Source organism: Asaia bogorensis, from assembly GCF_900465345.1.
Classification (GTDB): Bacteria; Pseudomonadota; Alphaproteobacteria; order Acetobacterales; family Acetobacteraceae; genus Asaia; species Asaia bogorensis_A.
In genome coordinates this window covers 60,478-80,385 of record NZ_UEGO01000035.1, presented here as the reverse complement: position 1 = coordinate 80,385, position 19,908 = coordinate 60,478, and the positions used below count along the sequence as shown (strand labels likewise).

Sequence of the window (19,908 nt, the reverse complement as noted above, 5' to 3'; positions counted from 1 at the left end):
ATCATACCGCCAGACAAAGAGCTGCAACCGTTCCTGCTGCGATCCAGCCGGCATAGCGACGCACCTGGCCGCTCTGCAGCTTCGCAACAGCGTATCCACCGCCCTGGGTCAGGGCTGCAACCAGATCATAGAAACGATCGATGAAATCACGACGGTTCAGATGGGCAAGCACCATGAACGGCCGTACGAAAACCCAGTCATACAGCGTGTCGAAACCCCAGTCGGCGCGCAGCGTCGAAATGGCAGGGCTTTCGGCAGCAACCGGTGCTTCACCTTTCGGGCGCCACAGCGTCCAGGCGATGGTCACGCCGGCAATCGGCACGAGAGAGCCGAGAATGAGCAGGCTGGTATTGTGCTCTTCAGGCAGGGCACCGAGCACGGGGGAAAGAAGATTGGAGAAGATATGCACGTGTGCGATGGCATCCGGCATTTCCATCCAGCCACCCGCAATGGCGAGTACGGACAGGATCCCCATGGGCAGGGCCATGGCGATGCCCGACTTGCCATGTGCATGGGTGCGATGACCGCCCCAGAACACGATGAACACGCAGCGGAAGATATAGATGGAGGTCAGGAAGGCACCAAACAGCGCACCGGCCCAGAAGATCGGGCTCAAATCATAGGCGCTGCCCAGAATGAGCTCTTTCGAGAAGTAACCGGCGGTGATCAGCGGCAGACCTGCCAGCGCAGCCGAACCAATCAGGAAGGCTACAAACACCCAGGGCATGTCCTTGCGCAGACCACCCATCTTGAAGATGTCCTGCTCGTGATGGACGCGCAGGATGATCGAACCAGCCGCCATGAAGAGCAGAGCCTTGAAGAAGGCATGCGTGACGAGATGGAACATGGCGGCATGCCAGGCGCCGCAACCGAGCGCGAGGTACATGTAGCCGAGCTGGCTCATGGTGGAATAGGCGAGGATGCGCTTGATGTCGGTCTGGACCAGAGCGCTGCCCGCAGCGAGCAGAATGGTCACGAAACCCACAATGGCGCAGGCGAACATCGCCAGCGGCGTGAGAACGAACAGACCATGCAGACGCGCCAGAAGATAGACACCCGCCGTGACCATGGTCGCAGCATGAATGAGCGCCGAGACTGGCGTCGGGCCAGCCATGGCGTCAGGCAACCAGGTCTGGAGTGGCACCTGGGCCGATTTGGCCATTGCACCACCCAGCAGCAGGAACATGCCCAGTGTCAGCGTACGCGGCGCGGCATGGGGGCCGACGGCCAGAAGCGTCGGGATGTCCAGCGAGCCAACGGCTGTTGCCATCAGCAGCATACCCAGCAGGAACAATGCATCGCCCACACGCGTAACCACAAAGGCCTTGCGTGCGGCGATGGCATTGGCCTGCTCGCCATACCAGAAGCCGATAAGCAGATAGGAGCAAAGGCCCACGCCTTCCCACCCGATGAACACGCCCAGCAGATCCGATGCCAGCACCAGCAGAAGCATGGAGGCAACGAACAGGGTCATGTAGGTGAAGAAACGCGCGATGTCCTCGTCGTCATACATGTAGGCACAGGCATAGACGAGAATGAGGAAGCCGACGCAGGACACGACCAGCATCATGACCAGCGAAAGCCGGTCGAGCGTGAGCGCGATCTGGGCATTGAAGGAGCCGACATTCATCCAGTTCCACAGCACGACGTGCAGCGAACCAAGCGAGTCCGGACCGGAAAGGAAGCTATAGGCCGAAATGACGGCGAAAAGCGCACAAAGCCCCATACCGGCGCCGACGAGAAGCGTCGTCGCCCGTGCGGGAAGCTTGCCCCCGGTCAGCATCAGGATGATGGAGACCGCCAGGGGGCAGAAAATGACAAGCGGAAGCAGCATGGCCACGAGACTAACCCCCCAGACGATTGCCGGTATCGGCATCTAGCGTGGAGCGTCCGGCTGCATGCATGCGCAGGATGATGGCCAGGCCAACTGCAGATTCCGCAGCAGCGAAGGCGACCACCATGATGAACATGACCTGACCATCTGCCATATGCCAGCGATTGCCCGCCGCGATGAACGCGAGACAAGCGGCATTGAGCATGATTTCGGTCGACATCAGCATGAAGAGCAGGTTGCGGCGTACAAGGACGCCCAACGCTCCGAGTGAAAAGAGTATGACGGCGACAATGAGCGCGCCATTGGGATCGGCAGCAGTCATATCAGGATTTCCCTCCGATCCGGCGGCCGATGTGATAGGCGCTCACGAGCCCTGCCAGAAGCAGGAACGAGGAGAGCTCGACGGTCAGGATATAGGGGCCATAAAGCGTCAGGCCGACCGCCTTGGGGCCGATCGGCGCGCCAACGGTGCCCACCGCCATGGTGTTGTGGCTCACGCCATAGACCAGCAGACCCATCAGCAGCAGCGAAATCACGCTGGGGCCAATCCAGGCGCCACCGGCAAACCAGCCTTTTTCACGGAGCTGGTCGGGCTGGCCCAGATTGATCATCATGACCACGAACACGAACAGGACCATGATCGCGCCGGCATAGACGATGATTTCGAGCATGGCGGCAAAAGGCGCGCCCAGCTCTTCAAACATGCAGGCAAGCGCCAGAAGCGACACGACAAGGTAAAGCAGGCCGTGAACGGGGATGGTGCGGGTAATCGCCAACGCGGTCGCGCCGATGGCGATCAGCCCATAGAGTTCAAGCATGATATTCATGATCAGGGCATCAGTGCATGAATGTCGATAGGCTTGGCTTCATTTTCGGCTTCACCTTTGTTCTTGCCCGGGATCTTGAGCCCCGACACATTATAGAAGCTGTAATCATGTACCTTGCCGGGTCCGCTGATCAGGAGGTCTTCCTTCTCGTAAACCAGGTTCTGGCGCACATATTCGCTCATCTCGAAATCGGGCGTGAGCTGAATGGCGTAGGTCGGGCAGGCTTCCTCACAGAAACCGCAGAAGATGCAGCGTGAGAAATTGATCTGGAAGAATTCCGGATACCAGCGCCCTTCCTTCTCGCCTTTCTGCAGGCTGATGCAATCCACCGGGCAGGCCGCGGCGCACAGATTACAGGCCACGCAGCGCTCTTCGCCGCTCGGATCGCGGGTAAGGACGATACGACCGCGATAGCGGGGGGACAGGTACGGTTTGACGTCCGGATACTGCACCGTTTCATTGCGATGAAACATGTGCAGGAACGTCATCCATATGGTGCGGAGAATACCAAGCATGGCGCGCCCCCTCTCAGACGCCCGCGCGCAGCAGAACGACCGCGCCGGTGACCAGAATGTTAAGAAGAGACAGCGGCAGCAGCACCTTCCAGCCGAAGGACATCAGCTGGTCGTAACGAGGACGGGGCAGTGCTGCGCGCAGCAGGATATAGAAGCAGATCAGCAGGAAAACCTTGATCGCAAACCACAGGAAAGGCGGCAGGAACGGGCCATGCCAGCCACCGAGGTAAAGCGTGGTGATCAGGGCCGAGCTGAGCGCGACACCGGCATATTCGGCAAGGTAGAACATGCCGAATTTCATGCCCGAATACTCGGTATGGAAGCCTGCGCCGATTTCGTTTTCACCTTCCGGGAAGTCGAAAGGCAGACGATGCGTTTCGGCAATACCGGCAAGCAGGAAGATCACGGCACCCAGGCATTGCGGGATGATGAACCAGCAATGGGTCTGGGCTTCCACGATGTCGCGAATGCTGAACGAACCGGCCGCCATGACAACGCCCATGACTGACAGGCCCATGAACACTTCATAGGAGATCATCTGGGCGGCGGCACGCATGCCACCAAGCAGGGCGTATTTGTTGTTAGACGACCACCCGGCGAGAACCACCGAATAGACGCCAAGGCCCAGCATGCCGAAGATGAAGAGCAGGCCGACATTCAGCTCACCCGCCACACCCCAGATGGGGGTGATGGGCACGACGCCGAAGCAGAGCAGAACGGCCAGAAAGCCGATGATCGGCGCAACAAGAAAGACCGGCTTGTCCGCAAAAGGCGGAATCCAGTCCTGCTTGAACAGCATCTTCATCGCATCGGCGATAACCTGAAACAGGCCGAACGGGCCGACGCGGTTAGGGCCGGGGCGATCCTGGAACACGCCAAGCAGGCGGCGCTCCAGCATGGTCGAGACCGCTGCGACGCCGAGAACGCCAAAGACGGTCACGACGATCACAAGAATAGGCCACACGATGGGCATCATACCGCGCTCTCCGTTCCAATACGCTCGGCAGGCGCCATGATTTCAAGAGAAACCCAGCCCGGTGCCGACCAGGAGCGGGACACCATATGCGGCGGGCATGTGGCGACACCTTCGGGAAGAGAAGAGTCAGAGACGGCATCGACCGTGAACACTTCGCCATTCAGCGACAGACGAACCTGAGCACCCGTGGCCACGGTACCGCCGATACGCACCACTGCGGGGGCGGCGCGCTCAGCAATCGGCTGGGCCATCATGCTCATTTCATCCGTGCCGAATACGCGGGCTTCCGGCAGAAGCATGAACTGACCGGCACGCGGGGCGAAAGCCGACGGCACGTCCATGGCATAGGAGCCTGCCGCATTGGCTACCCCTTCCACCAGACGCACGCCGCAATCACCACCGCGCATCTTGCCACCAATTTCCTGCTGGAAGCGGTTCAGCGACTGCTCGGAGTTCCAGCCGGGCACCTGATAGAACGGCACGAGCGTGCCGGGCATGTCGGTGCTGTAGGAGCCTTCCATCGTGGAATGCAGCGGGGTGTCGGGCGAGCTCGGCGGCGGAATGTCGCGCACGCTGATATTGGCGCGAATGGCCGTGCGTCCGCTGACCCGATGCGTCTGGCTGCGGAGCGGCGTGCCTTCGAGCTCGTAGTCCGAACCCGGTGCCGCCTCGGGGATACGGGCGAAGACCGGCATCGTCGTGGCAATCTCGGCAATCAGATCGTCCAGCTTGCCCCAGGGCTGCACATGGCTGAGGCCAGCCGCCTGCGCCATATCGGCAATCCAGCGCCAACCGGCCTGAAGCGGGGCGTCGGGATAGACCACCTGGAAGAAGCGCTGGGCGCGGCCCTCAGCACTGACCAGTGTGCCGTCCGTCTCGGAATAGGCTGCCGAGGGGAAGGTAACCTGAGAGCGAATAGCCGTCGGGGTGACCGAATGATCGAGCACCACGAGATTGGCCGCACTTCCCACCAGCGCCTCGAACTGCGCACCATCGAGGCGGCGGCTCAGATCGTTTTCGAGAACGATCAGTGTGGCATCGGCGGCGCGGGCAGCGATCTCGTCGAGCGAGAGCCCGTCCATCAGCGCGAGGCCCATGGAGTTGGCTTCCGGCAGGACGAAGCTGATGAGCGGCGTCTTGCCCTTGGCAGCCAGAGCAGAGGCGATGTTGGCCGTTGCCTGGAGCAGGGCAGCCGAAGCGTATTGCAGGCCCGAAACCAGCAGGGGCTTCTCGGCAGCCAGCAGGGCTTCAGCAATGAGCGAAGCGGAAGCCGCCTCGGCTTCGGTCAGACCAGCCACATCGGGAGCCGAAGCGTCGATACGATGTGCAATGGCAAAGCCAAGACGCGCAGCATCTTCCGGCATGGCGCGGATGGCGTCCTGCGCGAAACCGTCCAGATCGGTCACGGTGGGCGACACCACGAAGAGCGGCGAGATCGTGTCCTGACCCAGCGTACGCACCGAGGCGTCCATCCAGTGAGGGACACGGGCCTGATCGGCAGCCTTGTTGAAGGCCGTACGCTTGATCTGGCGCAGCGCCAGGCTCATGCGCGGCGAAGTTGCCGAGACATCCTCACCCAGGATCAGCGCGCCGTCAGCGGTTTCCATCTCATGCATGGTAGCGATGCGCGCCGGACCAGTGGCCAAAAGCGACGCTGCCAGCTTGACCAGGCTATGCTGCGGCTCGGCCATACCGGTCGAGAAATTCTCGGCACCGACGAGTTTGCGCAGGGCGTAGTTGGATTCCAGCGACGCGCGCGGTGAGCCGATGCCCACCAGCTTGCCCGAAGCCGCGATCTTGCCGAAATGATCCAGCGCGGCCTGGGCCGGCACCGGCGTCATGTCGCCATTGATCACGTAACCTGCCGAACGCAGGCGTGTGGGGGCATTGACCCAGCCATGACCGAAGCGACCGCGATCGCACAGGAAGTAACGGTTCACCTCATCATTATAGCGGTTGAGCGTGCGGCGAACCTTGCCGGCGCGCTCATTGATGATGGTGTTGCAGCCTGTTGCGCAGTTGGAGCAGACAGACGGTGCACCGCGCATGTCCCATTTGCGGCTGTACATCTTCGAAAACGGCTTGTCGGTGAACACGCCGGTCGGGCAGACCTCGATGAGGTTACCCGAGAAGGGACTTTCCAGCGTGCCGCTCTCATGACGGCCGAAATAGACGTTGTTGTGCGAGGCAAACACGCCGAGATCCTGGCCGCCCGCATAATCGCGATAGAAGCGCACACAACGATAGCAGGCGATGCAGCGGTTCATTTCGTGCTTCACGAAAGGACCGAGTTCCTGATTGTTGTGGGTGCGCTTGTCGAAGCGATAGCGACGCTCGCGATGACCGGTCATCACGGTCATGTCCTGAAGGTGACATTCGCCACCTTCTTCACAGACCGGGCAGTCATGCGGGTGGTTCGTCATCAGCCACTCGACCACTTCGCCGCGGAATTCCTTGGCTTCGGGGTCTTCAACCGAGATGATCGCGCCTTCAGTCACCGGCGTCATGCAGGCCATGACGATACGACCGCGTGTGTCGTCGGCATTGGCATATTGCTTGACGGCGCACTGGCGGCATGCACCGACAGACCCGAGTTCCGGGTGCCAGCAGAAATAGGGCAGGTCTTCCCCTGCCTCGAGACAGGCCTGCAGAAGGTTCACGTCTGAACGTGCTTCAACCTCGCGGCCGTCGATTACGATTTTTGCCATCGGGCCGTTCCTCCTACGCCGCCTGCCCTGCGGCGCCGCTCTCTGCGGTACCGGAGGTGGGCTTGCTAACCATTCGCTGGAAATCCTCGGCGAACATCTTCAGGCCGCTGGCCAGAGGCGCAATCGCACCCGGCGCATGGGCGCAGAAGGTGCGCCCCATCGGGCCGATCAGGCGGGCCGCGTCATGGAGGCGATCAATATCCTCCGGCGTGCCGCGCCCTTCCTCAATGGCAATCAGAAGACGCTCGACCCAGGGCAGGCCGTCACGACAGGGCGTGCACCAGCCACAGGATTCCTGCGCAAAGAAATGCTCGAGATTGCGGATCATCCCGATCGGGCTGGTCTTGTCATCGAGCAAGATGGCCAGACCCGTACCAAGGCGGCTACCCGCCTTTTCCGGCGTCGGATAGTCCATGATGATATCAGCATGCTCGGCCCCGAGGAACGCGGTCGAGGCACCACCGGGCAGGAAGGCGCGCAGCTTGTAGCCGTCCTGCATGCCGCCGGCACATTCGTTCAGGATCACGCCAAGCGACGTGCCCAGCGGCAGTTCGAACACGCCCGGACGCTTGGCGCGACCGCTGACACCGTAAAGCTTGGTGCCACCATCGACGCAGGCGCTCAGCCCCAGATACCATTCCGTGCCATTGGCAAGAATATGCGGGATGTTGCTGAAGGTCTCGATGTTGTTCACGACCGTCGGCGCGCCCCACAGACCACCGATCTGCGGGAAAGGCGGCTTGGCGCGCGGGTTGGCGCGACGGCCTTCCAGCGCCGTGATCAGGGCCGTTTCCTCACCGCAGATATAGCGACCGGCGGAGGGATGGACGTGAAGATCGAAATCGAAGCCTGAGCCGAGAATGTTCTCGCCAAGGAACCCGGCCTCACGCGCCTGGATGACCGCCTGCTGAAGGCGCTCCAGACCCAGATGGTACTCACCGCGCAGGAAGATGATGCCGTGCCGTGCCTGGATGGCATAGGCCGAGATGATCATGCCTTCGATAAGCTGGAGCGGGTTGCCCTCGACAAGGATACGATCCTTGAAGGTGCCCGGCTCCATTTCGTCACCATTGGCGACGATGTATTTCAGGCGGTCCTTGGAGGATTCCTTGGGAACGAAGCTCCATTTCATGCCGGTGCTGAACCCGGCGCCGCCGCGTCCGCGCAGCTTGGAATCCGTCACCTCGGTGATGATTTCCGCGGGGCTCATGCCGAGGGCGCGGCGCAGACCGCGCCAGCCACCCTTCTTGTCGTAGCCAGCCGGATCGAGCGGCGTCTCGCGATTGACGAGCGCCAGAAGCGGCTGCTTTTCGGGGTTGAGACCAGTCATCACTTCTTCCTCGCCCGAATGTCGTCGATGATCCCGTCGATATCTTCCGGACGGACAGGACCGAACAGGTCCTTGCCGACCAGCATGGCCGGCGCATGGTCGCAGTGACCAAGGCAGACGATGGGCAGAACGGTGAATTCACCATCCGGCGTCGTCTCGCCCATTTTCACGCCCAGCTTCTTGCAAAGGCGCTCGCGTGTCTGTTCCGCACCCATGATGTAGCAGGACACGGAGTCACAGAGCATGACCACGTTCTTGCCGACCGACTTGCGGAACAGCAGGTTGAAATAGGTGGCAATCCCGTCCAGATCGGCCTGGGACATGCCCAGGATCCGTGCCGTATGGGCAAGATGGGCGTCATTGATCCAGCCGAAGCGTTCCTGCACCAGACGCAGCGCCTCAATGGCGGCGCCGCGCGGGTGATGCTCATGGGCCGCCATGTCGATGAACGTATCGACGAGATCCTTGGGGAGTTCGGCGTCCTGCGCCGTAAGTTCAGCGGTCGACATCGGCCATCACAAAATCGATGCTTCCGATGATCGCAATCAGATCGGCAATCATGGTGCCGCGTGACAGCATCGGAAGCTGTTGCAGATGAATGAACGACGGTGTGCGGATGCGCGTCCGGTAGGACATCGTGCCGCCATCGCTCACAAGGTAATACTGGTTCAGGCCCTTGGTCGCCTCGATGCAGGAGCGCACTTCGCCCTGCGGAATGACCGGCCCCCAGCTGACGCCCACGAAGTGATGGATGAGCGTTTCGATGTCATGCATCGTGCGCGGCTTCGGCGGCGGCATGGCCAGCGGATGCTCGGCCTTGTAGGCCCCGCCCGGCATGTTATCGAGGCAGTAGCGAATGATGCGCAGGCTCTGGCGGATCTCTTCGATATGCACCGCAGCGCGGTCATAGCAATCGCCATTGACGGCGGTCGGGATATCGAAGTCGATCTGGTCGTAGCCCGAATAGGGCGCCTTGCGACGGTAATCCCATTCCAGACCCGTGGCGCGCAGCCCCGGCCCTGTCACGCCCCAATCCACGGCCTCTTCGGTCGTGTAGACGCCTACGCCCTTCGTACGGGCTTTGAAGATCGGGTTCTTCATGACGAGTTCGTTGTACTCGTCCAGACGCTTGGGCAGATAATCGAGGAAGGCGCGAACCTCGCCATCCCAGCCCTGCGGCAGATCCATCGCCACGCCGCCAATGCGGAAGAAGGCCGGATGCATGCGGAAGCCGCAGATCTTTTCGATGATCTCGAAAACGCGCTCGCGATCGGTGAAGATGTAGAAGACCGGCGAGAGCTGACCCAGATCCTGCACCATGGTTCCGTAGAACACGAGATGGCTGGAAATACGGAAGAACTCGGCCAGCATGATGCGAATGAGCTGAGCGCGCGGCGGCACGGTGATGCCTGCCAGCTTTTCGACACCCATCACATAGGGGAAGTTGTTCATCACCCCGCCGACATAGTCGATACGGTCGGTATAGGGGATGTAGCTGTGCCAGGTCTGGCGCTCGGCCATTTTCTCGGCACCGCGATGATGGAACCCGATATCGGGCACCGCATCGACAATGAACTCACCCTCAAGCTGCAGCACGACGCGGAACACGCCATGCACCGAAGGATGGTTCGGGCCAAGGTTGAGGAACATGAAGTCGCTATTGTCGGAATGACGCTTCATGCCCCAGGATTCGGGGTCGAACTTCAGCGCTTCCTGCTCGTCGAAAACCTGGTCTTCCGAGAGCGTGTAGGGCGGACGCTCGGTCGCGCGGGCGTAATGGTCCTTGCGCAGGGGATGCCCGACCCAGGTCGGCGGCGTCAGGATGCGCGAGAGATGCGGATGCCCCTCGAACACGACACCGAAAAGATCCCATGCCTCACGTTCGAGCCAGTTCGAATTCGGCCAGATATCGGTGATGGAGGCGATATTGGCGTCATCGACTGCAAGCGGGACCTTGAAGCGCACTTCATCGATCGGCCCGTCGAAGGACTGGATGTGGTAGATGACCGTGAAGTCGGATGCCGGCAGATTGTCACGATGGATACGCTGGCGCTCGTCCACACAGGTCAGGTCGAGCAGCATGCGCAGCGCGCCACCGGCCTTGACCGCCTGAAGCACGGCACGGATCTGGCCACGCGAGACCCAGAAAGTCGGCACGCCATCACGCGTGGCTTCTTCCATCATGATCATGTGCGGCGGGAAAGCGGCGACCGAGGCCCCCATGCTGCCCGTGCCCATGCCTGCTGCGCGGCTGTTGTCGAAAACTTCGCTCATGGCTGCAGGTTCCTCAGATCGTGTCGGGCGTACGCAGCTTGGTGACCGCCATGCGCTCTTCACGCTTGAGGTCGCGCATGCTGGCAGGCGTCACCTTGGTCACGCCCTGATCACCCACCATCCAGCTGAGCGGACGGCGCTGCTTGCCGATGGAGTCCTGCAGCAGCATCAGCCCCTCAAGCAAGGCATCGGGGCGCGGCGGACAGCCCGGCACATACACATCGACGGGAAGGAAGCTGTCGACACCCTGCACGACGCTGTAGATGTCATACATGCCGCCCGAATTGGCACAGGAGCCCATGGAGATGACCCAGCGCGGCTCAAGCATCTGGTCGTACAGATACTTCACGATGGGGGCCATCTTGCGGAACACGGTGCCCGCAATCACGATCAGGTCGGCTTCACGCGGGGTGGCGCGCAGCACTTCGGAACCGAAGCGCGCAATGTCGTAACGGCTCGTGAAAGCCGTCGCCATTTCCACGTAGCAGCAGGACAGACCGAAATTGAACGGCCAGACCGAGTTCTTCTGCCCCCAGGAAATGAAATCCTGAAGCTTGCCCACGACAAGATTACGGCGCACGTCCTCGTGCGCCAGGAGTTCCTCAGGGGATTGCAGACGGGGCTCGCCGACGGCGGAGGTAAGAGTCCAAGTCATCGTTATACGACCTCGCGCTCGGGGATTTTGACAAGTTCAACAGGGGAATTGGGCGGTACCTTGACCGGCATGCGGCGGTGCTTGGGGCCCCATTCAAGGGCACCACTGCGCCAGAGATAGACCAGGGCGAGCGTCAGAAAGACGACAAAGGTCACAACCGAGATGAAGGCAGCCCAACCAGCTTCGACCACCACGGGAGCCCATGAGTAGATGAACACGCCTTCCACGTCGAAAATAACGAAGAAGACGGCGAGCAGATAATACTGCACCGGCAGGCGGATACGCGCCGAGCCGGTGGAGAGAATACCCGATTCATAAGGAAGGCTCATGGAGCGACCGCGCGCCGCACCAACACGACGAGGGCCGAGAGCAGCTGACAGCGCCACCACGATGCAAAGGAAAATGACCGTAAAGGCCACGTAGATCGCTAAAGCATGATCTGCGAGAAACTGAGACACTGGCGCAACCACCTATTCCCGACGGGACCAAAGGCCTGCGTGCCATCACGGCGTGTAACACCGGTCTGGAACTAAAAAGCCAGTGGTCGTGAGGTTTTTTTCTGCGCCATTGCCTAGCATCACATCAAGTCCCTGCCTATCACCTGAAGGGGAGCACACGAACCCGTGATTATTAGTATTTAAACAGTCCTGTTTTTGTTGATATTGATTATCAACTCCTTGCCCGTCATCGCGGTCCTGCCGCGATGACTTGTTGATACTTATTCTTAACTTCCCGCTACCTGCCGTGACAGGGCCTGGTCGAGATATTGTCCTGCCCTGATGAGCGCCAGATGCGTGAAAGCCTGAGGAAAATTGCCCAGATGCTCGCCAGCCGGACCGATTTCCTCCGAAAAAAGCCCGACGTGGTTGGCGTATGAAAGGGTCTTGTCAAACAGGAACCGGGCCATCAGCAGGTCTCCGGAACGGGCGAGACATTCGATGTACCAGAACGAGCACATCGTAAAAGTTCCCTCCCGGCCTTCCAGCCCATCCTCATTATCACCTTCGGCCACATGATAGCGGAAGACATGGCTGTCATCGAGCAACTGCTCGCCCACGGCCTTGAGCGTTGCCATCCATCGTGGGTCATGATCACCGATGAAACCCATGAGCGGCATGAGCAGACAGGATGCATCGATTGCAGTACCGCCCTTGTACTGTACGTAATACTGAAGCTGATCACTCCAGAAATTATTCTGCACGTCCATGTAAATAGCGTTCCGCTCACGCACCCATACAGCGATCCGGGCTGGCAGACCACGCTCTTCCGACATCCTGATGGCACGATCGAGGGCCACCCAGCACATGATACGTGAGAACAGGAAGTGCTTCTTGCCGCCACGGACCTCCCATATACTCTCATCAGGCTGGTTCCAGGCAGTACAGAGCCAGTCAATACCTTCTGCGATTGACTCCCATGCCTTCCAGCTGATCCGTTCGCAGTGACGATCGGCGTGATACACGGCGTCCATCATCTCACCGATGATGTCGAGTTGCAGCTGATCCTCCGCCCCATTGCCGATACGCACGGGACGCGAGTCCCTGAAGCCGCGGAAATGCGTCAGGTCGGTTTCAGGCACGAAGGCCTTGCCATCGATCGCATACATGACCTTCAACCGCGCCTCACCCGGCTGGGCGTCCAGTCGGCGCTCATGCAGCCAGCGGATGAAGGCGGTGGCCTCCTCCGTATGGCCCGTTTTCATGAAGGCATAGACCATGAAGGACGAATCACGGATCCAGCAATAACGGTAATCCCAGTTACGCACCCCGCCCGGATCTTCAGGCAGGCCGAAGGTCGGCGCCGCAACCATTGACCCGTATTCGGCTGAGGTCAGCAGCTTGAGGGCGAGGGTCGAGCGCGTGATGTGATCATGCCAGCGCCCGTGATACTTGGCGCGCGCCACCCAGTCGGTCCAGTAATTGGCCGTTGCCTTGAAGGCATTGGATGTCCAGTGGTCCTCAAGACAGAGATTTTCGTCCGTCGTCACGCTGTCGAGCATGAAAATGGCCGTCTCGTTCAGTTCGAGCACGAATTCGGCGCAGGCATCATCGCCGATGATCGTCATGGGTATGGTCGAGCTGATACGCAGGCTCGGCAGGTCGGGTCGCTCAGGCTCGAACAGGATCACCCGGTCACTCAGGGCACGGGCCTTATGGCCAACACGGGCATAGTCGAACCGGGGGGCGCAATGCAGCCTGAAGCGAAGCGTCCCGCGAACAGCTTTCACACGCCTTATCACCCGCTGCTCAGGATAATCAGGGGCCAGCGTCATGAAGTCGGAGATTTCACTCACGCCCTCCGGTGACAGAACGCGTGTCAGCAGGACATTCGTATCCGGCACATAGAACTGCCGGAAACGCCCGCCTTCGAGAACGGGCGCCAGCTCGAAGAACCCCGCGCTGGGCTCAAGCAGGGAGGCAAAGACGCTCGGGCTGTCAAAACGCGGCCAGCACATGAAATCGATCGATCCGTTCAGCGCGACAAGCGCTGTCGTGCGCAGATCGCCAATCACGGCATGATTCTCAATTGCCATACTCATTCGCAGTTCTTTCGACCCGAGGCTGGTGAAACCCTATGTGAAACAGGAATATGAACAAGGCGCCATCCCGACCAGGGATGACCCCCGCCCCCGCAAAGCCGACCAATAGCATCTGGCCGGCCGGAACAATGACCACGCGGGAAGGAGAGGCCCGACGTCAATCAGGCCACCGGAAGCCACTGACGCCCATCGCGGGCAAGCAGGGCATCCGCCTCGGCCGGTCCCTGTGACCCCGCTTCATAGAGGCAGGGCTTGACGGGAGTGGTTGCGACATCATCAATCGCCGCCCAGGCGGCCTCAATGGTGCCCGCGCTCTGGAAAAGCATCTGGTTGCCCGCCATGCAGTCATGCAGCAGCGCCTCGTAGCCGACATTCGGCGCCTTCGGGAAAAACGAGTCGTAGAGAAAACTGCTGGTCACCGGGGCAATCACCTCTTCCAGTCCGGGCTGCTTGGCATCAAACCCCATGGAGACACCCCGTACAGGATCGAGAAGAAAGCGGATGACATTGCCTGTGCGCGGGTCGTTCATGTCCTGATTGAAAAGCGCATAAGGCGGCTTTTTAAAGACAATGTTGATCTCGGTGCGTCGGGCCTTCATGCGTTTGCCCGTGCGCAGATAAAACGGCACCCCACCCCAGCGCCAGTTATCGATATCCAGTCGCATGGCAACGTAGGTTTCTGTCTGGCTATCGGTCGCAACACCCGGTTCGCTGCGATAGGCCGCGACGGGTGATCCGGCAATCTCACCTGCCCCGTATTGGCCAGTCACGTAATCCTGCGCGCGCACTGGGCGTATGGCTTCCAGCAATCGCGTTTTTTCCTGTCGTATGGCCTCAGCGGCCAGAGAGGATGGTGGCTCCATTGCAATGAGGCTGAGCAGGACGAACAGATGGTTGGGCACCATGTCGCGTAGAGCGCCTGTGTGCTCGTAGAAGGCGCCCCGGCTTTCAACGCCAATCGTCTCGGCAGCCGTGATCTGCACATGGTCGATATACTCACGGCGCCAGATAGGCTCGAACAGGACGTTGGAGAAGCGCGCGACAAGGATACCCTGATTGGCTTCCTTGCCCATGAAATGATCGATGCGATAGATCTGGCTTTCATGGGCCTGCCGACGCAGGGTTTCATCGAGTGCCCTGGCCGATGCCAGATCGTGGCCGAAAGGCTTCTCGATCACGATACGCCTGAACCCCGCCTTCTCCGCAAGGAGCCCCGCCTCACCCAGAGCGGTTGCAATCGGCGCAAAGAAGCGGGCCGCAACCGCGCAATAGAAAATGGCGCTGTCCCCACCAAGGGTTTCCGACAGGGTGGTGAAAAGCTCCGGCCGGGTAAAGTCGCCCGCTATATATTGTGCATTATGGGTCACCCTGTCCCATGCCGCACGATCGAGATGAGGGCATGAAAACTCGGCAGAGGGATCTTTTGCATCCTGCTCTGCCAGGGCAAAATGACGATCGGCCCAGTCCTGGGCCTTTTGCTCGTCGCGATCAATCGCGATGATCTGGAACCCGGCTGGAAGGGCGTCTGCCACAGCCAGATCATAGAGCGACGTGAGAAGCAGGCGGCGAGTCAGATCGCCCCCGGCTCCGAAAATGACCAGCTTGCAGGGTTGAGAGGCGGAAGTTTGCCCGAGAACATTCTGAAGCTGGTCAGCAGGGCTCGTCATGGTACTTCTCCATCCTTCTCAATGAGCAGGATGGAAAAGCTTACAGAGCCCTAATAGATCGCCTAATTATTTTCTTAAGTTCAAACAATAACGTGATCAGCCATGACGGGGACTGTCTTCGCCCAATTGCCGGATCGTGGCGTCTTCGGGCTTGTCTTGCGGGAACTGCACCTGCCAGCCGCCGCCCAACGCATTGTAAAGACGCGCCAGATTGCTTGCGATGGTGGTCGTGCTGTCAGCCAGCTGCAACTGTGCCGAAAGCAGGTCGCGCTGCGCCGAAAGTACGTTGAGGTAGGTTGTCAGACCGCTGCGATACTGCTCCTGCGACAGCTTGAGCGCGCGTTGGCCCGCCCCGACCGCTGCCTGCAGCCCATCGCGCCGGCGTTGCTCGTCACGATAGGCGACGAGCGCGTTATCCACATCGCGCCATGCACCCAGCACCGTCTGCCGATAGGTAATGGCCGCTGCCTTTTGGGCATAACGGTTAAGCATCAACTGCCCACGCAGTCGCCCACCCTGAAAGATCGGCAGTGAAATGGACGGACCGAGATTCCAGGCGCGTGCGTTCCAAAAACCGAGATCGCGGAACGAAAGCGATTGCAGACCGAAATCGGCGCTGATGGTGATCTTCGGATAGAACTCGGCTTCCGCCTCGGCCACATTGGCCACAGCCGCATGAAGCTGGGCCTCGGCCTGACGGATATCGGGACGACGCTGGGCCAGCTCGGCCGGCACACCGACCGGCACGCGCGGCGGCACAACCGGTATGCCCGCCGTACGGGTCAGTTCATCGTTCAGCGTACCGGGCGGCGACCCCAGAAGCAGGCTGATGGCGTTGATCTGCTGCGCAATACGCTGCTCGATCTGCGCGATCTGGGCCGTGGTGGAGTCAAGCTGGCTTTCCGCACTGGTCACGTCCAGTTCGGTGACGAGCCCGGTTTTCTGACGCTCCCTGGCAAGGGCGAGCGTCTGGGCCTGTGTGTCACGATTGGCCTGGGTGATACGAAGCTGTTCCTGCAACCCACGCAGGGTCAGGTAGTCATTCGCCATATCGGCCTGCTGGGCAATAAGGACGCCGCGGCGCTCCTCATCGGTTGCCTGCAGATCAGCCTTGGCGGCCTCGTACTGACGCGCCACGCGCCCCCAGATATCGAGCTCGTAAGAGGCGTCGATGGAATATTTCCACTGGTTCAGAACAGGGATCGTGGCAGACCCCACGCTCTGGTCGAGAAGCGTGGCATTCTGTTGACCCAGCGCCGTCGCATTATCCTTGGCGACACCGGAAAGGATGCGCTGCAGCGATTTGGTGCTGTACTGCGAGCGTGTGTAGGACCCGCTGGCAGAAAGCCCGGGAAAGCGCTCCGCACCAGCCATCAGCAGCTGGGCACGGCTCTGCGCCAGCTGTGCCGTGGCACGCTGGATATCGAGGTTCTGGGTCGCCAGTCGCGTTTCGAGCGAGGTCAGGGTCGGATCGTTGAAGATCTTCCACCAGTTGACATCGGGCGCGTCCGGCGTGGTCAGGCTTCCCTTCTGGCCAGCATGGGCATGCATGTCATACTGGGTTGGCGACCACAGGTCAGGCTTCTGGTATTTTGGCCCGACGCAGCCCGGCAGCGAAAGGACCACGGCAAGGGAAGCACCGCACAGCATGAGCGCACGCGGGGAACGGCCAGTCTTCAAGTCATGGCTCCGGGAAATCATGAAACGGGTCATCAATGGGCACCTCCGGCCGGGCCTTTCTTGGCCACCGGGGACAACAGGAAGCAGAAGGGCACGACAAAGAACGCCATGATGCCAATCACCATGAACGTCTGGTTGTAGGCCACCATCGACACCTGCTGCATGAAACTCTGATAATAGCTGTGTACGGCATATTGATGCGCGGCCGACTGGGTCAGACCGGCATCGGTCGCCACCTTCTGCACAGTGTTGAGGTAATCCTGTCCGTTGGCATTATAGTCGGACGACCAATGCGCCATCAGGCTCTGACGCACCTGCTTGGTTTCTGTAATCGCTGCCGTGGCGAGCGAGATTGCCAGAGAGCCCACATAGTTACGCGACATGCTGAACATGGCCGAAGCATCGGAGTTCAGCTCCTTGGGCAGGGTCGAATAGGCAATTGTCGAAATGGGCACGAACAGGAAGGCCAGAGCCGACGTCTGGAAGATACGATATTCCACCAGATGGGCATAACTCGTGGTCGGCACGAGCTGCGCCGAATAGAACATGGCCAGCCCCATCAGGAAGAAGCCGAACGCGATCAGATTGCGCACCTGAACGAAGCCCATCAGCTTGCCCACAATCGGGATAAGACAGATGATCACAGCCCCGCCCGGTGCGAGCACCTCACCCGAGATCGTGGCCGTATAGCCAAGGACCTGCTGGGCAAATTGGGGCACGATAATGGCTGAGGCGTAAAGCAGACCACCCACCATCGCCATCAGGAACGTCCCAACAGCAAAATTGCGATCCTTGAAGATGGCAAGGTTGAGCAGCGGGTTCTTGGCGCGCAGCAGCCAGATCACAGCACCCACCACCCCGGCTACGCCAAGCGCCGCCATGATGATGATGAAGTTCGAGCCAAACCAGTCATCATCCTCACCGCGATCGGCCATGACTTCGAGGCAGCCAAGACCGAGCGAGATCAGGCAGATGCCGATGACATCGACCTTTTCGCGCTTCTGCTTCTCCCATGGCGGGTCCTCCACAAGCGCCGAAACGCCGATGAGGGTCAGGATACCGAAAGGCACGTTGACGTAGAAAATCCAGCGCCAGGAATAGTTATCGACCAGATAACCACCAAGCAGCGGGCCGAGAATGGGGGCGACGATGGTGGCAATGGCGGTCAGACCGAAAGCCGCACCGCGCTTTTCAGGCGGGAATGTATCCAGAATGATGGATTGCTGGTTTGGCTGAAGCCCGCCCCCGAAGAAACCCTGCATCAGGCGGAAAACGATCAGCATGGGCAGGCTTGTCGATAGTCCACAAAGGAACGACGACACCGTGAACATGGCGATGCAGATCAGGAAGTAGCGCTTGCGCCCCAGAAGCTTGCCGAACCATGCCGAGATCGTCAGCACGATACCGTTTGCCACCAGATAGGAGGTGAGCGCCCAGGTGGCATCGTCATAGGAACTGCCGAGCGCGCCCGAAATGTGCGGGAGCGCCACATTGATGATGGTGGTGTCGAGCACCTCCATGAAGGCGCCCAGCGTCACAACCACTGCAATCAACCAGGGGTTGGCTTTGGGCTTCCAGTCGGCATGGTTGTTTTCGCTGGACGCGTCGCTCATTGGACGGTCACCGTCGGCACGACAGAGACGCCAAGCGGCAGCGGCACATTGGGGTCGAGCCCGCTATCGATCAGGATCTTGACCGGGACGCGCTGGACGATCTTCACGAAGTTGCCCGTCGCATTTTCGGGCGGAAAGGCGCTGAACGCGGCACCCGCACCGAGCTGGATGGAATCCACATGGCCGTGCAGGGTCAGGTTGGGGTAGGCATCGACCTCGATCTCGACCTTCTGGCCGGGACGCATCTTCTGGATCTGCGTTTCCTTGTAGTTCGCAACAACCCAGACTTCAGGCTCGACTACAGAGAACAGCTTCTGACCGGTCTGGACGAAATCGCCCTGCTCGACATTACGCTGCGAGATCCAGCCATCATGCGGTGCGCGCACTTCGGTCCAGCCGTAATTCAGCTGTGCCTGAACAAGATCAGCCTCGGCCGCCTTGAGGGCAGCGTTCTGCTGCTTCATCGTGGCTTCCTGGTTTTCGATGTTCGGCTTGACCGGGGTGGCCTGCTGCAATTCACCTTCAGCGCGCATGACCTCGGCATGAGCCTGGTCGAGCGCGGCCTTCGAGTAATCGATATCCTGCTGCGTGGTCGCAGCGCGGGACACGCTGTGCTGGCGACGATAATCCGTCTCGGCCTTGAAAAGCTGGGCCTGCGCCGAAGCAAGAGCGCCCTTGGCCGCAATCAGGCGACCGGGGAAGTTCTGCTTGGCAACCATCACCATCTGCGTGGCAGCGGCAAAATTGGCTTGGGCCTGTGCAATGCTGGCTTCAGCCTTGTGCAATGAGGCGATGTAGTCGCGGTCATCGATCTTGACCAGAAGCTGCCCGGCATGGACGAACTGATTGTCATTCACCAGAAGCTGGGTGACATAGCCGTTCACATGAGGCGCAATCGAAACCTTGCGTCCTGTCGTATAGGCATCATCCGTCTCGATCTGGTTGCGTGTCAGCAGCCAGTAGGCGATCCAGACGATCACCACGACAACGACAACAGCAATCAGAATGATACGCAAAAGGGGGCTGCGTTTCTTGCCCCCGTTTTTCTTGTCCTGCTTACCGTTTTTATCGTCATCACCCTGCGATGCGCGATTATCCTGCTCGTCGCCCTGCGCCATGTGCATCCTCTCGGCGTTGCCCCGCCCTTGCGCGCAGCAACTCAGTTTTTGGCTCTGTAATCCCGAATTCTCATCGCCTGAGCTGAAAATGACCGTTCGGTTCGGTCATGGACTAGCATAGGTCTCTGGGGCCTTCAATCATCTGTTTCAGACAGTGTCTGGGGCCTTCCTC

General features: G+C 60.1%; 16 protein-coding genes. All 16 read right to left on the bottom strand.

The genetic code is table 11. The features are described from left to right. Position 1: 1 nt before the first annotated feature. Positions 2-1,876, bottom strand: coding sequence for an NADH-quinone oxidoreductase subunit L (gene nuoL, locus ED655_RS13715; protein WP_240993674.1), 1,875 nt, complete (start codon positions 1,874-1,876; stop codon positions 2-4). Beyond that, positions 1,845-2,156, bottom strand: a complete 312-nt coding sequence (nuoK, locus tag ED655_RS13710; protein WP_023979431.1) for an NADH-quinone oxidoreductase subunit NuoK — start codon at positions 2,154-2,156, stop codon at positions 1,845-1,847. The genes nuoL and nuoK overlap by 32 nt, the downstream gene beginning before the upstream one ends. 1 nt (position 2,157) lies before the next feature. Next, positions 2,158-2,661 (bottom strand): NADH-quinone oxidoreductase subunit J, encoded by a 504-nt coding sequence (gene nuoJ, locus ED655_RS13705; protein ID WP_023979430.1) that lies wholly within the window; start codon positions 2,659-2,661, stop codon positions 2,158-2,160. A gap of 2 nt (positions 2,662-2,663) precedes the next feature. After that, on the bottom strand, positions 2,664-3,176 hold the full coding sequence (gene nuoI, locus ED655_RS13700) for an NADH-quinone oxidoreductase subunit NuoI (protein WP_023979429.1): 513 nt from the start codon (positions 3,174-3,176) through the stop codon (positions 2,664-2,666). Positions 3,177-3,189: 13 nt separating this feature from the next. Next, positions 3,190-4,152: an NADH-quinone oxidoreductase subunit NuoH gene (nuoH, locus tag ED655_RS13695; RefSeq protein WP_031241233.1), complete on the bottom strand. Its 963-nt coding sequence runs from the start codon at positions 4,150-4,152 to the stop codon at positions 3,190-3,192. After that, positions 4,149-6,860, bottom strand: coding sequence for an NADH-quinone oxidoreductase subunit NuoG (gene nuoG / locus ED655_RS13690; RefSeq protein ID WP_122050639.1), 2,712 nt, complete (start codon positions 6,858-6,860; stop codon positions 4,149-4,151). The genes nuoH and nuoG overlap by 4 nt, the downstream gene beginning before the upstream one ends. Positions 6,861-6,873: 13 nt before the next feature. Beyond that, positions 6,874-8,190, bottom strand: coding sequence for an NADH-quinone oxidoreductase subunit NuoF (gene nuoF / locus ED655_RS13685; protein ID WP_023979425.1), 1,317 nt, complete (start codon positions 8,188-8,190; stop codon positions 6,874-6,876). Further along, positions 8,190-8,699: an NADH-quinone oxidoreductase subunit NuoE gene (gene nuoE / locus ED655_RS13680; protein WP_122050638.1), complete on the bottom strand. Its 510-nt coding sequence runs from the start codon at positions 8,697-8,699 to the stop codon at positions 8,190-8,192. Before nuoE ends, nuoF begins: the two co-directional genes overlap by 1 nt. Further along, positions 8,686-10,464, bottom strand: a complete 1,779-nt coding sequence (gene nuoC / locus ED655_RS13675; RefSeq protein ID WP_023979423.1) for an NADH-quinone oxidoreductase subunit C/D — start codon at positions 10,462-10,464, stop codon at positions 8,686-8,688. The genes nuoE and nuoC overlap by 14 nt, the downstream gene beginning before the upstream one ends. 13 nt (positions 10,465-10,477) lie before the next feature. Continuing rightward, a complete protein-coding gene (locus ED655_RS13670; RefSeq protein WP_023979422.1) occupies positions 10,478-11,119 on the bottom strand; it encodes an NADH-quinone oxidoreductase subunit B in 642 nt (213 codons plus the stop codon). 2 nt (positions 11,120-11,121) lie between these two features. After that, entirely contained in the window at positions 11,122-11,577 is a 456-nt protein-coding gene (locus ED655_RS13665) for an NADH-quinone oxidoreductase subunit A (RefSeq protein WP_031241229.1), read from the bottom strand. A 266-nt stretch (positions 11,578-11,843) separates the two neighbouring features. Further along, entirely contained in the window at positions 11,844-13,658 is a 1,815-nt protein-coding gene (locus ED655_RS13660) for a glycoside hydrolase family 15 protein (RefSeq protein WP_122050637.1), read from the bottom strand. 161 nt (positions 13,659-13,819) lie between these two features. Beyond that, positions 13,820-15,325, bottom strand: coding sequence for a glucose-6-phosphate dehydrogenase (zwf, locus tag ED655_RS13655; protein ID WP_122050636.1), 1,506 nt, complete (start codon positions 15,323-15,325; stop codon positions 13,820-13,822). A gap of 96 nt (positions 15,326-15,421) precedes the next feature. Beyond that, entirely contained in the window at positions 15,422-16,975 is a 1,554-nt protein-coding gene (locus ED655_RS13650) for an efflux transporter outer membrane subunit (RefSeq protein WP_240993679.1), read from the bottom strand. Positions 16,976-17,037: 62 nt separating this feature from the next. Further along, on the bottom strand, positions 17,038-18,618 hold the full coding sequence (locus tag ED655_RS13645; protein ID WP_023979420.1) for a DHA2 family efflux MFS transporter permease subunit: 1,581 nt from the start codon (positions 18,616-18,618) through the stop codon (positions 17,038-17,040). Then, complete coding sequence (locus tag ED655_RS13640; protein ID WP_122050635.1) at positions 18,615-19,736, bottom strand: HlyD family secretion protein; 1,122 nt, start codon at positions 19,734-19,736, stop codon at positions 18,615-18,617. Before ED655_RS13640 ends, ED655_RS13645 begins: the two co-directional genes overlap by 4 nt. Between the last annotated feature and the right edge of the window lie 172 nt (positions 19,737-19,908).

Coding starts and splice junctions, on each gene's coding strand:
- nuoL (WP_240993674.1), bottom strand. CDS start 1,876: ATGCCGATACCGGCAATCGTCTGGGGGGTTAGTCTCGTGGCCATGCTG.
- nuoK (WP_023979431.1), bottom strand. CDS start 2,156: ATGACTGCTGCCGATCCCAATGGCGCGCTCATTGTCGCCGTCATACTC.
- nuoJ (WP_023979430.1), bottom strand. CDS start 2,661: ATGAATATCATGCTTGAACTCTATGGGCTGATCGCCATCGGCGCGACC.
- nuoI (WP_023979429.1), bottom strand. CDS start 3,176: ATGCTTGGTATTCTCCGCACCATATGGATGACGTTCCTGCACATGTTT.
- nuoH (WP_031241233.1), bottom strand. CDS start 4,152: ATGATGCCCATCGTGTGGCCTATTCTTGTGATCGTCGTGACCGTCTTT.
- nuoG (WP_122050639.1), bottom strand. CDS start 6,860: ATGGCAAAAATCGTAATCGACGGCCGCGAGGTTGAAGCACGTTCAGAC.
- nuoF (WP_023979425.1), bottom strand. CDS start 8,190: ATGACTGGTCTCAACCCCGAAAAGCAGCCGCTTCTGGCGCTCGTCAAT.
- nuoE (WP_122050638.1), bottom strand. CDS start 8,699: ATGTCGACCGCTGAACTTACGGCGCAGGACGCCGAACTCCCCAAGGAT.
- nuoC (WP_023979423.1), bottom strand. CDS start 10,464: ATGAGCGAAGTTTTCGACAACAGCCGCGCAGCAGGCATGGGCACGGGC.
- ED655_RS13670 (WP_023979422.1), bottom strand. CDS start 11,119: ATGACTTGGACTCTTACCTCCGCCGTCGGCGAGCCCCGTCTGCAATCC.
- ED655_RS13660 (WP_122050637.1), bottom strand. CDS start 13,658: ATGAGTATGGCAATTGAGAATCATGCCGTGATTGGCGATCTGCGCACG.
- zwf (WP_122050636.1), bottom strand. CDS start 15,325: ATGACGAGCCCTGCTGACCAGCTTCAGAATGTTCTCGGGCAAACTTCC.
- ED655_RS13650 (WP_240993679.1), bottom strand. CDS start 16,975: ATGCTGTGCGGTGCTTCCCTTGCCGTGGTCCTTTCGCTGCCGGGCTGC.
- ED655_RS13645 (WP_023979420.1), bottom strand. CDS start 18,618: ATGAGCGACGCGTCCAGCGAAAACAACCATGCCGACTGGAAGCCCAAA.
- ED655_RS13640 (WP_122050635.1), bottom strand. CDS start 19,736: ATGGCGCAGGGCGACGAGCAGGATAATCGCGCATCGCAGGGTGATGAC.